Here is an 11,896-nt window from a genome sequence, read left to right as displayed (position 1 = left end):
CTGTCCAGTCACCTGCAGCAAGGACGCGCTGTTCCCGGACACCGGCAAGGCGGGGTTCCGGCTGCCGCGTGGTCTGCGCAGGAGGTGCGGGAGCTGGCGGGCCGCTGGCGCTTCACCCGCCCGGTTCCAGCGCGCTGCTCCAGCCGCGCAGCAGCGCCACCAGCCGCTCGCGGTCGGCGTCGGCCAGCGGCTTCAGGGCGGCCTCCTCCGCCGCGAGCACCGTGCGCAGGAGCCGGGCCGAGGCCTCGAACCCGGTCGCGGTCAGCCCGACCGTGACCTTCCGCCCGTCGCCCGGGACGGCGGCGCGCTGCACCAGCCCGGCCGCCTCCGCCCGCTCGACGCGCTGGGTGATGGCGCCCGTCGTGACGAGGCTCGCCCGCTGGAGCTCGCCGACCGTCATCCGGTACGGCGACCCGGCGCGGCGCAGCGTCGCGAGCAGGTCGAACGTCGCGCGGTCGCTGTTCTCCGCGGCCAGCGCCACGGCACGCACGCGCTCGATGTGGTGCACGACCTCGACCAGCCTGCCGACGATGCCGATCGAGCCCACGTCGACGTCCGGCAGCTCCCGCCGCCAGGCGGCCTGCACGGCATCGACGCGATCCGACGCGGAGGACATTTCCGGAGCATAGCCCCCGCCGCCCTTGTCTTTTAGCGCTAAACGAACCACACTCGGCCAGGTCGCACACCGCCGTGAGACAGGAGGGCGACATGCGCCTCGGGGTGATGGACCACATCGACGCCAACGGCAGGCCGACGGCCGAGCAGTACGAGGACCGGCTGCGACTGACCGAGCTGTACGACCGGCTGGGTTTCCGCGGCTACCACCTGGCGGAGCACCACGGCACGCCGCTGGGCGTCGCCCCGTCGCCGAACGTGTTCCTCAGCGCGGTCGCGCAGCGGACCGAGCGGCTGCGGATCGGCACGTTCGTCACGACGCTGCCGCTGTACCACCCGGTGCGCCTGGTCGAGGAGATCGCGATGCTCGACCACCTCAGCAACGGCAGGCTCGAGGTCGGTCTGGGCCGGGGCATCTCGCCGGTCGAGGTCGGCTACTACGGCATCGACCACGACAGCACCCGCGCGCGGTTCGCCGAGTTCGTCCAGCTCGTCCTGCGCGGCCTGTCCGAACCGGTGCTGGACTTCCACGGCGAGTACTACACGGTCGACGCGGTGCCCATGGTGATCTCGCCGCGAAAGCGGCCGCCGCTGTGGTACGGGATCGCGGACCCGGCCAAGGCGGGCTGGGCCGCCGAGCTCGGGCTCAACATCGCCGCACTGCTCGACGCCTCGCTCGTGCGGCCCATCACCGACCGCTTCCGCGAGGAGTGGGCCGCGCTCGGCAAACCGGTCGCCGACCCCCCGCTGACCGCCGTCACCCGCAACATGGTCGTCGCGCCGACCCGCGAGGAGGCGATGCGGATCGCTAACCGCGCCTTCGTGCCGTGGCGCGCGAACATCGACCACACCTGGAAGAGCGCGGGCCTCACCTCGCCGTTCGAGGCGCGCACCGGCAAGACCTTCACCGAGTGGCACGACAAGGGCGGGGCCTTCGCGGGCTCGCCCGGCGAGGCGCTGGTGTACCTGCGGGACCAAGCCGAGCGGGCCGGTATCGACTACGTCGCGGTGGACCTCGCGTTCGGGGACATGACCTACGCCGAGGCGGCGCAGACCGCCGAACTGCTCGCCAAGGAAGTCGCACCCGCACTGGAAGGCTCATGATCCGCACAGACCTCGTCTACGCCGAGCCCGGCGGCGTCCCGCTGCGCCTGGACGTCTACGTCCCCGACGGCCCGCCCGCACCCGTGTGCCTGTACTTCCACGGCGGCGGCTGGGCCAGGGGGTCCCGCACCGCGGGCGCGGCGGAACGACTGGTCCCGGTGATGGAAAGCGGTATCGCGATCGCGTCCGTGCAGTACCGGCTCACCGACCAGGCGGTCTTCCCGGCCCAGCTCGAGGACGCGCGCTGCGCCGTGCGGTGGGTGCGCGAGCACGCGGCCGACATCGGCGTGGACGCCGGCCGCGTCGGCGCGTGGGGCGCCTCCGCGGGCGCGCACCTGGCCTCGCTGCTGGGCCTGTGCCGCGACGACGAGGACAGTTCCGTGCAGGCAGTCGTCGCCTGGTTCCCGCCGGCCGACCTGCTCGCCCGCGAGACCGACGAACCCGACGGGCCGCCGCCACCGTTCCTCCCCGGCCCGCTGCCCACACCGTCGTTCGAGGCGCGGCTGCTGGGGCTGGAGTCGGTGCACGACGACCCGGCGCGTGCCCGCGAGGCGAGCCCGCTCAGCCACGCCGGCCCCGGCGCACCGCCGTTCCTGCTGATGCACGGCGACCGCGACGGGCTCGTCCCGGCGTCGCAGAGCCGGCGGCTGCACGAGGCGCTGCTCGCCCAGGGCGATGACTCCACGCTGCTGCTGCTCGCCGGCGCGAACCACGAGGACCCGATCTTCAACGGCGCCGCCGCACTGGGCGCCGTGAGCGGGTTCCTCCGCGAGAAGCTGGGCGTCAGCCGAACGTAGCCGCGGCGAGCATCTGGTCGAGCTGCGCGTCCAGCGCCGGGGTGCTCGCGTACTCGACCACGAGGATCTTGCTCGTGGGCAGCCACCACATCCGCACCTGGTTGTCCTGCGCCCCGTTCGCACAGGTGACCTGCCACCGCGCGTATTCGGCCTTCTTCGGCCCGATCGGGGCGAACCCGTGCTCCAGGACCGTGCTGCCGGTCGCCTGCGTCCCCGCGCCGGGCCCGGTGGACGGCGTGATGCACTGCGGCACGTCGGTCCCGGTGTACCAGCCGTACGGGCGGCTCGTGCTGGGCGCGTTGAACTGGGCGTTCGGATCGGCCGAGGCCGCCCGCAGGTCCAGCATCCGCGCCTCACACGCGGCCGAACCCGCCGACACGCACCCGTCGAGCGAGCCGTCGGCGGAGGTCTCGGTGTAGCGCGCGCCCTGGGGGAGCGTGACGTGCATCGTGGCGACCGTGACGGCCGTCGAACCCGATGCCGTCGAGCCCGGCGGCAACGCGGCCTGGCTGCTGTCTCCCGAACCGGCCGCGCTGGGCGTGCCGGTCACCGATCTCGAGCAGGCGGCCGCCGTCAGCGCGACCACCACGGCCAGCGCCGCGCACCAGACAACCTTGCTCCGCACCGGAAAGCCCTTTCTCCCGTATCGGAGAGCCATCCTGGCACGCGGGCCCGCGTCCGGCGACAGGGCCCGGGCTCACGCCGCGGCGCGCACCTCGTCGTCGCCCGGTTCGCCCTGGTACGGCCCGGGCTTCGGCCGTGGTGCGCCGCCGGGGAAGGCGAGCCGGATGATCGTGCGGTGCACGCTGCCCAGCTGCCGCGACAGCGGACCGGTGTTGTAGGGCAGCCCGTAGCGCAGGCAGATGTCCTTGACCTTCGGCGCGATCTCGGCGTAGCGGCTGCTGGGCATGTCCGGGAACAGGTGGTGCTCGACCTGGTAGCCGAGGTTGCCGCTCATCAGGTGGAACAGCGGCGAGCCCGTGATGTTGGCCGCACCCACCAGTTGCCGCGCGTACCAGGCGCCGCGGGTCTCGTCGCGCACCTCGTCCTGGCTGAACGTGTAGGTCTGGTCGGGGAAGTGCCCGCAGAAGATGATCGAGTGCGCCCACAGGTTGCGGATGATGTTCGCGGTGAAGTCGGCCCAGAACGTCGCGGCGAACCCGCCCGCGCCTTCGGTGCGGGCGGCCGAGAGCTGGGCCTTGGCCGCGCCCAGCCATCCGCGCCCGCGCACCCGGTCGGCCAGCAGGCGCTTCGCCGAGCGCGGCTCGCGGTTGCTCAGCCGTCCCACGGCCACCGACGCGAGGGCGCTCACCAGCGGCCAGCCCAGGTAGTCCTTGACGATCTGGTCCCGTGCCTTGCCCGAGATCCCCTTGATGTCGTGCCAGACGTCCTTCAGCGGCTTCTCGCCGCGGCGGATGGCCTCGACGTCCAGGTCGTGCACCGCGACGCCCCACTCGAAGAACGCCATCAGCAGCAGGTTGTAGAACGGCTGGGCCAGGTAGGCCGGATGCCACTTCTGGTTCGGGTCGATCCGCATGATCTCGTAGCCGAGATCCTTGTCCTTGCCGCGGATGTTCGTGTACGTGTGGTGGATGTAGTTGTGCGAGTGCTTCCAGGCCTCCGCCGTCGAGGCCGTGTCCCAGTCCCATGTGGACGAATGGATGTACGGGTCGTTCATCCAGTCCCACTGGCCGTGCAGCACGTTGTGCCCGATCTCCATGTTCTCGAGGATCTTCGCGATGGCCAGACAGCCGGTGCCCGCCGCCCACAACGTCTTCGACCGCGACCCCAGCAGCAGCGCGCGCCCCGCGACGGCGATCTGCCGGTGCAGCCGGATCACGCCCTTGATGTACTGCCGGTCGCGGTCGCCCAGCTCGTAGCGCACCTGCTCGTGGATCGCGTCGAACTCGCGGCCCAGCTCGGCCAGCTGGTCGGCGGACAGATGGGCGAACGGGTGTTTCGGCGGTGACTGCATGCGGGTCCTTCCCTTCCCTCACAGTTCGATCGTGACCGGGCCTTCCGCGCCGTGCACACAGGTGCGGACGATCTCGTTGTGCTTCTCGCTGACGGCGTTGGTGCGCAGGTCGCGGATCCGGCCGTCGCGGATGCGCAGCACGCAGGTGTGGCAGACGCCGATCCGGCAGCCGAAGGGCATCTCCACGCCCGCCTCCTCGCCGGCCACGAGGATCGGCGTGCCCGCCGGGCAGTCGGCGTCGAGGTTGCGGTGGGCGAAGTGCACCGTGCCGCCTTCGCCCTCGGCGTCCGCGCCGCCGACGATGGGCTGGAACCGTTCGCGGTGCAGCAGTTCCGGGTCGCCGTGGCACTTCCAGTGCGCCTGCAGGGCGTCGAGCAGCTCGCCCGGGCCGCACGCGTAGGCCTCGCGCTCGCGCCAGTCCGGGCACACCGTGTCGAGCTCGTCGGGGGTGAACCGCCCGTCGCGTCCGGTGACCCGCACGGTGAGCCGGAACCCGTCGTGGCGCTTGTCCAGCTCAGCCAGCTCGTCGCCGAAAGTCACCCCGTCCGCGGTGCGGGCGGAGTGGATGTGCACGACGTCGGTGATCGAGCCGTGCCGGTTCAGCTGCCGCAGCATGCTCATCACCGGTGTGATCCCGCTGCCCGCCGTGACGAACAGCAGCCCGCGCTCGAGCCGGTCGGGCAGGGTGAACGTGCCCTCGACCTCGCCGAGCCGCACGACCTCGCCCGGCCGCGCCCGCTCCACCAGGTAAGGGGAGACGACCCCGCCGTCGACCCTCTTGGGCGTCACCGAGATCAGCCCGTCCGGGCGGTCGGGGCTGGAGGTGAGCGAATAGGCGCGCCAGTGGTGCACGCCGTCGATCAGCACGCCCAGCCGCACGTACTGGCCGGGCCGGTGCCCGACCCAGTCGAAGCCCGGCCGGATGAGCACCGTGGCCGCCCCGCCGCGCTCCGGGCGCACCCGTTCGACCCGCCCGCGCAGCTCCCGCGTCGACCACAGCGGGTTGACCAGCTCGAGGTAGTCGTCCGGGCGCAGCGGGGTGAACAGCAGCCGGACCGCCCGCAGCAGGCGCCGGCGCACCGGGGAGACCCGTGGCGGCATGCCCTGCTCGGCCATCAGCCATCCCCGCCTTCGCGCGCCGCGTCGTTCCCGGTTCGCATACCGCGGACGATACCCGTTGAGTGCACAGCTGTACACCCAGCGTGTTGCGCGGCGGGGCGGGGGAGGAGCCCACTATGCTGTGCGGACCGTATCGACCGGACGGAGGTCGGCACCCGACAAGCGAGGACGAGCAGGCCGCAGATGGTAGCTCGGGACGCTGCGCTCACCCGCGCGCCTTCTCCGGAAAGAGCCGGCCCCACCAGGGTGCTGTTGATCGAGGACGACGACGGTGACGCCCTGCTCGTCGAGGAGCTGCTGATCGATGTCGGCGCCAGCGTCGAGCTGCAACACGTCCGGTCCCTCGCCGAGGCGAAGACGGTGCTGCCCGGCGCCGTGTGCGTGCTGCTGGACCTGGGCCTGCCCGACACCCACGAGCTCGACGGCGTCCGGTGGCTGCAGGAGCACCGGCCCGAGGTCGCGGTGGTGGTGCTGACCGGGCTGGCCGACGAGTACCTCGGCGAGGTGGCGGTGCGGGCGGGCGCGCAGGACTACCTCGTCAAGGGACAGGTGGACGGCCAGCTGCTCAACCGCGTCATCCGCTACGCCATCGAGCGGCTGCGGTCCGAGGAGGTGCAGCGCGAGCTGCGCGAGGCCCGGATCTACGCCGAGGAGAACACCCGCCTCGAACGCGGCCTGCTGCCCTCGCCGCTGGTGTCGGACCCAGGGCTGAGGGTCGTCAGCCGGTACTCGCCCGGCGGGCAGCGGCTGCTGCTGGGCGGCGACTTCTTCGACGTGGTCGAGGCGGCCGACGGCTGGGTGCACGCGGTGGTCGGCGACGTCTGCGGGCACGGGCCGGACGAGGCGGCGCTCGGGGTGTCGATGCGGGTCGCGTGGCGCACGATGGTCCTCGCCGCGCGCCCGATGGCCGAGGTGCTGACCACCCTCGACCAGGTCTTCACCCACGAACGGCACAAGAAGGCGCTGTTCACGACGCTGACCATGCTCTCGGTCGACCCGACGCGCACCACCGCGCGGCTCTACCTCGCAGGCCACCCGCCGCCCCTGATCATCACCCCGGACGGGGTGGGCCTGCTCGAGGCGCCGTTGCGGCCGCCGGTCGGCATCGGCGACCGCGAGTGGTGGCCGAGCAGCGAGGTGTCGCTCGGCGGGCGCTGGTCGGTGCTGATGTACACCGACGGGCTCATCGAGGGCCGGATCGGCGAGGGCAGCACGCGTCTCGACGTGGACGGGCTGGTCCGGCTGGTCGAATCCGCGCTACCCACCGGCTATCCGGCGCCCGGCGCCGAGGAAGGACTACTGGACGAAGTGATCGACCGGGTACGCGCGCTCAACGGCGGCGATCTCGACGACGACCTGGCCGTGCTCGCACTCGCCGCCGGCGGGCAGGCGCGGTGAGCCTGCGCAGCCCGCTCGCCCCGATCCAGGCGCCCGCCCCGCCGCCGCCCGTCTCCGGCCGACGTGCCGAGCGGGCGGAGCGATGGCCGTTGCGCCGGACCATCGGCGTCGGCGTCGGCGTCGTCGCCCTGTTCTCCGTGCTCGCGGTCGTGGTCGGCCTGATCACGCTGACGAGCCTGTCCGGTGCGCGCAGCCGGGTGGTGAACCAGGTCGACCCGGCGATCCAGCAGTCCCTGCGCCTCGAGTCGGCGCTCATCGACCAGGAGACCGGGGTGCGGGGCTACGGCCTGGCCGCCCAGGAGGACTTCCTGCAGCCCTACACCGACGGGCTCGCCGCCCAGCAGGACGCGGCCGGCCGGCTGGGTGGGCTGCTCACCGGCCTGCCCGAGGCCGCCGCCGGGCTGCGCGAGGTGCTCGCACGCGCGGAGAACTGGCGCAGCGGCTACGCCGAACCGACGATCGAGCTGGTCGCCTCCAGCGGGCGCCCCGCCGCGGGGACCGACCTCGACCGCGGCAAGGCGGCCTTCGACTCCGTGCGTTCGGCGGTGACCACCCTGCAGGACGAGCTGGGCGCCGCGCGGCAGGCTGGTACGGCGACACTCAACCGGACGGCGACCGTGCTCTACGTCGTGTGCGCGCTGATCGCGGTCGCGTTCCTGCTGATCGTGCTGGCACTGGCGTTCGGCCTGCGGACCGCCGCGATCGCCCCGCTGTCCCGGCTGGCGGCCGAGGTGCGCAAGGTCGCGGATGGCGACTTCGCCCATCCGGTCGCGCAGAGCGGTCCGAAGGAGGTCCGCGAGCTCGGCGACGACGTCAACCGGATGCGGGAGCGGATCCTGCAGGAGCTGTCCGCGCTGCAGGCCGCGCACGGCGTGCTCGACGCCCGGACGCAGGATCTGGAGCGGTCCAACGCGGAGCTGGAGCAGTTCGCCTACGTCGCCTCGCACGACCTGCAGGAGCCGCTGCGGAAGGTGGCCAGCTTCTGCCAGCTGCTGCAGCGGCGTTACTCCGGGCAGCTCGACGAGCGCGCCGACCAGTACATCGGGTTCGCCGTGGACGGCGCCAAGCGGATGCAGGTGCTGATCAACGACCTGCTGGCGTTCAGCCGGGTCGGCCGGATCGTGCGCGAGCCCGTCCCGGTGTCCTGTGAAGCGGTGGTGGCGCAGGCGCGGAACAACCTGTCCGACGCGATCGAGCAGTCGGGCGCCACGGTCGAGGTCGACGAGCTGCCGACCGTGCTCGCGGAAGTGCCGCTGCTGACCGCGGTCTTCCAGAACCTGATCGGCAACGCGCTGAAGTTCCACGGCGAGGACCCGCCGCACGTGCGGGTCACCGCGGAGCGCGACGGCGAGTTCTGGCGGTTCTGCGTGCAGGACAACGGGATCGGCATCGACGCCGAGTACGCCGAGCGCATCTTCGTGATCTTCCAGCGCCTGCACGCCAAGTCCGACTATCCCGGCACCGGCATCGGCCTCGCGATGTGCCGCAAGATCGTCGAGCACCATGGCGGCACCATCTGGCTCGACACCGAAGCCGAGTCCGGCTCGCGGTTTTGTTTCACCCTGCCCGTGCTGACCGAGGAGAAAGAACCCGATGACCATCCCGGAACCGCTTGACGTCGTGGACGTCCTGCTCGTCGAGGACGACGACGGGGACGTCCTGATGACGCAGGAAGCGTTCGAGCACCACAAGATCCGGAACAAGCTGCACGTGGTGAAGGATGGCGAGCAGGCGCTGCAGTTCCTGCGCCGCGAAGGCGAGCACGCCGACGCGCCGCGGCCGGGGCTGATCCTGCTGGACCTGAACCTGCCCCGCCGCGACGGGCGCGAAGTGCTGGCGGAGCTGAAGGACGACCCGGAGCTGCGCGTGATCCCGGTCGTGGTGCTGACGACCTCCGAGGCGGAGGAGGACATCGTGCGCAGCTACAGCCTGCACGCCAACGCCTACGTGAGCAAACCCGTCGACTTCGAGCGCTTCATCGAGGTCATCCGCCAGATCGACGACTTCTTCGTCACCGTGGTCAAACTGCCGCAGTGACACGGAAGGGGCCCCTCCGCCGGGGGCCCCTTCCGCATCGTCCTAATCGGCCAGTGCCGGCACCACGTCGCGGACGAAGAGGTCGATGCCCGAACGGTCGTAGGCCGCTTCGGCGAAGTACGTGATCGCGTACGTCATGCCCAGACCGCGCAGCTCGGTCAGCCGCTCGGCGATCTGCTCGGGGGTGCCGACCAGCGGACCGGTCGCGAAGCTCCGGTAGGTCGACTCCAGTGCGTCCGCCGGGACGTGTGGCTCGTAGTGCGCACGCAGCCACGCCAGGCGGTCCTGCACGTCCTTCTCGGTCTCGCCGATCACGACGTTGTAGTTGGCCGAGCGCACGATCGCGTCGAAGTCGGTGCCGACGTCCTTGCAGTGCGCGGCGAGCACCTCCGACTTGTGCGCGAAGTCGGCCGCACCGCCCGCGAAGTTGGTGTAGTTCGCGTACCGGGCCGCGATCCGCAGCGTCTTCTTCTCCCCGCCCCCGGCGATCCACAGTGGAATTCCGCCGTCCTGCGCCGGAAGCGGCCGCGAGATGGCGCCGTCGACCTGGTAGTGGCGGCCATCGAGCGTCGCCCTGCCCTCGGTCCACAGCTGCCGCATGATCTGCACGCCCTCGTCGAGCCTGCCCAGCCGCTCGCCCGGCGGCGGGAACCCGTAGCCGTAGGCGCGCCACTCGTGCTCGTACCACCCGGCGCCTATGCCCATCTCCACGCGGCCGCCGGAGATCACGTCGGCGGTGGTGGCGAACTTCGCGAGGTATGCCGGGTTCCGGTAGCTCATGCAGGTGCACATCTGGCCGAGCCGCACGTTGCTGGTGGCCGCCGCGAACGCCGCCATCAGCGCCCACGCCTCGTACATCGGCTCGTCGGTCGGCACCGGCACGGTGTGCAGGTGGTCGTAGACCCAGATGGACTCGAAGGGCCCCTCCTCGGCGAGCCGGGCGATGCCGAGCATCGTGTCCCAGTGCTCCGCGGGGTCGATTCCGGTCAGGTCCAGCCGCCATCCCTGTGGTACGAACAATCCGAAGCGCATGATCAGCACCTTAACCGTGCGCGCGAGATGACGCCGCGCCGGTAGCACGGCCGGCCGCCGGGTTCGCCAGGTGTCAAATGGGAAAAACGGCCCAGCAGAGCCGAAAGCGCGACCTCGGTCTGCATCCGCGCGAACGACGCGCCCAGCACACCACCGGCGGCAGGATGTGGCGGGTGGATGAGGACGCGCGGCGGATGTGGGACGAGCATGCCGGCACCTTCGACGAGCAGCCCGACCACGGCCTGCTCGACCCCGGGGTACGGGCCGCCTGGGCCGGTGTCCTGCTGCCGGCCCTCCCTGGCCCGCCGGCGCGCGTCGCCGATCTCGGCTGTGGCACCGGGAGTGTCGCGCTGCTGCTGGCCGACGCCGGGCATGACGTGACGGCGTTGGACTTCTCCCCGCGAATGCTCGCCCTGGCGCGGCGGAAGGGCGTCCGGAACCTGCTCCGGGGCGATGCCGCGAACCCGCCGCTGCTGCCGTCGTCGTTCGACGTGGTGTTCGTCCGCCATCTGTTGTGGGCGATGCCGGACCCGGCCGCCACCATCGGCGGCTGGGTCCGCCTGCTGCGCCCGGCCGGGCGGCTCGTCCTCGTCGAGGGCCGGTGGTCCACCGGGGCGGGCATCCCGGCCGGTCGCTGCCGCGAACTCGTGCTGCGCCACCGCCGGTCGGCCACCCTCCGGCGCCTGCGCGACCCGCGGTTGTGGGGGCAGGACGTCACGGACGAGCGGTATCTGCTGACGAGCCTTCGCTGAACTCCCTCAACGACGCCAGGCGGTCCGGGTCGGCGAGGATGTCGATCTCCACGATCCGGCCGCCGACGACGGTGAAGCTCATGACCGACACCGGCTTCCCGGCCGGGGCGGTCAGCAACCCGGGCGCACCGTTGACCAGCACCGGCCGCGAGAACACCGACAGCCGCGCGAAGCTGAGCGCCTGGCCGGCGACCTTCGCCGCGCCGCGCAGGACCTCCGTCGTCGTGCCGAGGTCCACCCGCAGCGCGACATCCGGGTCCAGCACCGCAACCAGCGCGTTGAAGTCCCCGGCACGAGCGGCGGCGCGGAACGCCTCCACCACCTCCCGCTGCCGGGCGGGGTCGGCGTCGGGGGTCGGCGCGGTGTCGCGGATCCGGCGCCGGGCACGGCTGGCGAGCTGCCGCGTCGCGGTCGGGGTGCGGCCCAGGATCGAGGCGATCTCGTCGAACGGCACCCCGAAACTGTCGTGCAGCACCAGTGCGAGCCGCTCGGCGGGCGCCAGCGTCTCCAGCACGACCAGCAGCGCGAGCCCGACCGAGTCCGCCAGCAGCGCCTCGTCCTCGGGGCCGAGCCCGTCGCCGTGGCTGATCACCGGGTCCGGCAGGTGCACGCCCAGGCTGTCCTCGCGCCGCGCGGTGCGGGAGCGCAGCAGGTCCAGGCACAGCCGGGCGACGACCGTGGTCAGCCAGCCCGCGAGGTTCTCGATCTCCCCGGCGCCGGTGCGCTCGAGCCGGAACCACGCCTCCTGCACGACGTCCTCGGCGTCGCCGAGGGAACCCAGCATCCGGTAGGCCACGGCCCGCAGGTGCGGCCGGTGCCGCTCGAACTCGCGCTCGTCCACGCTCACATCCTCCGTCAGCCGGCCCGTCATCGTGTTGACGGACCGGAACGGCCGAATGTGACCGCGGATCCTGTTACCTTCCACTGCGTGGCGGAGCGGCATGTGGCGGAGCGGCATGTGGCGGAGCGGCATGTGGCGACGGCGGCGGAACTGTTCGACGCCATCGGTTCCGGGTACGAGGACGCGTTCGGCAGGCCGCCGGTGGTGGCACGGGCCGCCGGGAGCT

General features: G+C 72.1%; 12 protein-coding genes. 6 read left to right on the top strand and 6 right to left on the bottom strand.

From position 1 onward, the window contains the following. Window positions 1–112: 112 nt before the first annotated feature. Complete coding sequence (locus tag LWP59_RS19335; RefSeq protein ID WP_144638689.1) at window positions 113–616, bottom strand: MarR family winged helix-turn-helix transcriptional regulator; 504 nt, start codon at window positions 614–616, stop codon at window positions 113–115. A 92-nt stretch (window positions 617–708) separates the two neighbouring features. Here LWP59_RS19335 and LWP59_RS19330 point away from each other — a divergent pair, with 92 nt between their 5' ends. After that, window positions 709–1,719: an LLM class flavin-dependent oxidoreductase gene (locus tag LWP59_RS19330; protein WP_144638718.1), complete on the top strand. Its 1,011-nt coding sequence runs from the start codon at window positions 709–711 to the stop codon at window positions 1,717–1,719. After that, window positions 1,716–2,516 carry an alpha/beta hydrolase gene (locus LWP59_RS19325; RefSeq protein ID WP_144638720.1) on the top strand — a complete coding sequence of 267 codons (801 nt, stop codon included), beginning with the start codon at window positions 1,716–1,718 and terminating at the stop codon, window positions 2,514–2,516. Before LWP59_RS19330 ends, LWP59_RS19325 begins: the two co-directional genes overlap by 4 nt. Here LWP59_RS19325 and LWP59_RS19320 read toward each other — a convergent pair. From LWP59_RS19320 to LWP59_RS19310, 3 genes are all read right to left on the bottom strand, one after another. Next, a complete protein-coding gene (locus LWP59_RS19320) occupies window positions 2,503–3,141 on the bottom strand; it encodes a hypothetical protein (RefSeq protein ID WP_229857518.1) in 639 nt (212 codons plus the stop codon). The genes LWP59_RS19325 and LWP59_RS19320 overlap by 14 nt on opposite strands. Window positions 3,142–3,213: 72 nt before the next feature. Further along, window positions 3,214–4,491 (bottom strand): fatty acid desaturase family protein, encoded by a 1,278-nt coding sequence (locus LWP59_RS19315; protein ID WP_144638723.1) that lies wholly within the window; start codon window positions 4,489–4,491, stop codon window positions 3,214–3,216. Between the two features lie 18 nt (window positions 4,492–4,509). Further along, entirely contained in the window at window positions 4,510–5,607 is a 1,098-nt protein-coding gene (locus tag LWP59_RS19310) for a ferredoxin reductase (protein WP_144638725.1), read from the bottom strand. A gap of 186 nt (window positions 5,608–5,793) precedes the next feature. On the opposite strand from LWP59_RS19310, the gene LWP59_RS19305 reads away from it, so the two are divergent. Genes LWP59_RS19305 through LWP59_RS19295 form a run of 3 tightly spaced genes read left to right on the top strand, consistent with a single transcriptional unit; the run spans window position 5,794 to window position 9,045 of the window. Beyond that, the gene (locus tag LWP59_RS19305; protein WP_144638727.1) at window positions 5,794–7,008 is read left to right on the top strand and encodes a PP2C family protein-serine/threonine phosphatase; all 1,215 of its coding nucleotides are present in this window, start codon (window positions 5,794–5,796) and stop codon (window positions 7,006–7,008) included. Continuing rightward, window positions 7,005–8,624 (top strand): sensor histidine kinase, encoded by a 1,620-nt coding sequence (locus LWP59_RS19300; RefSeq protein WP_229857522.1) that lies wholly within the window; start codon window positions 7,005–7,007, stop codon window positions 8,622–8,624. The genes LWP59_RS19305 and LWP59_RS19300 overlap by 4 nt, the downstream gene beginning before the upstream one ends. After that, window positions 8,602–9,045, top strand: a complete 444-nt coding sequence (locus tag LWP59_RS19295) for a response regulator (protein WP_373299478.1) — start codon at window positions 8,602–8,604, stop codon at window positions 9,043–9,045. The genes LWP59_RS19300 and LWP59_RS19295 overlap by 23 nt, the downstream gene beginning before the upstream one ends. 42 nt (window positions 9,046–9,087) lie before the next feature. Here the strand turns inward: LWP59_RS19295 and LWP59_RS19290 are convergent, their stop codons facing one another. Further along, complete coding sequence (locus LWP59_RS19290; RefSeq protein ID WP_144638729.1) at window positions 9,088–10,077, bottom strand: LLM class F420-dependent oxidoreductase; 990 nt, start codon at window positions 10,075–10,077, stop codon at window positions 9,088–9,090. A gap of 77 nt (window positions 10,078–10,154) precedes the next feature. Between LWP59_RS19290 and LWP59_RS19285 the strand changes: the two genes are divergently transcribed. Beyond that, window positions 10,155–10,829, top strand: a complete 675-nt coding sequence (locus LWP59_RS19285; RefSeq protein WP_229857524.1) for a class I SAM-dependent methyltransferase — start codon at window positions 10,155–10,157, stop codon at window positions 10,827–10,829. Here LWP59_RS19285 and sigJ read toward each other — a convergent pair. Continuing rightward, window positions 10,792–11,700: an RNA polymerase sigma factor SigJ gene (gene sigJ, locus LWP59_RS19280; protein WP_144638731.1), complete on the bottom strand. Its 909-nt coding sequence runs from the start codon at window positions 11,698–11,700 to the stop codon at window positions 10,792–10,794. The genes LWP59_RS19285 and sigJ overlap by 38 nt on opposite strands. Between the last annotated feature and the right edge of the window lie 196 nt (window positions 11,701–11,896).

It is taken from the genome of Amycolatopsis acidiphila (assembly GCF_021391495.1).
GTDB lineage: Bacteria > Actinomycetota > Actinomycetes > Mycobacteriales > Pseudonocardiaceae > Amycolatopsis_E > Amycolatopsis_E acidiphila.
The sequence above is the reverse complement of the archived record's forward strand: the minus strand, read 5'-3'. Positions and strand labels throughout refer to the sequence as shown.

Bases quoted from the DNA above. Each gene is read 5' to 3' on its own strand.
- LWP59_RS19335 (WP_144638689.1), bottom strand. From the start codon at position 616: ATGTCCTCCGCGTCGGATCGCGTCGATGCCGTGCAGGCCGCCTGGCGG.
- LWP59_RS19330 (WP_144638718.1), top strand. From the start codon at position 709: ATGCGCCTCGGGGTGATGGACCACATCGACGCCAACGGCAGGCCGACG.
- LWP59_RS19325 (WP_144638720.1), top strand. From the start codon at position 1,716: ATGATCCGCACAGACCTCGTCTACGCCGAGCCCGGCGGCGTCCCGCTG.
- LWP59_RS19315 (WP_144638723.1), bottom strand. From the start codon at position 4,491: ATGCAGTCACCGCCGAAACACCCGTTCGCCCATCTGTCCGCCGACCAG.
- LWP59_RS19310 (WP_144638725.1), bottom strand. From the start codon at position 5,607: ATGGCCGAGCAGGGCATGCCGCCACGGGTCTCCCCGGTGCGCCGGCGC.
- LWP59_RS19305 (WP_144638727.1), top strand. From the start codon at position 5,794: ATGGTAGCTCGGGACGCTGCGCTCACCCGCGCGCCTTCTCCGGAAAGA.
- LWP59_RS19295 (WP_373299478.1), top strand. From the start codon at position 8,602: ATGACCATCCCGGAACCGCTTGACGTCGTGGACGTCCTGCTCGTCGAG.
- LWP59_RS19290 (WP_144638729.1), bottom strand. From the start codon at position 10,077: ATGCGCTTCGGATTGTTCGTACCACAGGGATGGCGGCTGGACCTGACC.
- LWP59_RS19285 (WP_229857524.1), top strand. From the start codon at position 10,155: ATGGGAAAAACGGCCCAGCAGAGCCGAAAGCGCGACCTCGGTCTGCAT.
- sigJ (WP_144638731.1), bottom strand. From the start codon at position 11,700: ATGACGGGCCGGCTGACGGAGGATGTGAGCGTGGACGAGCGCGAGTTC.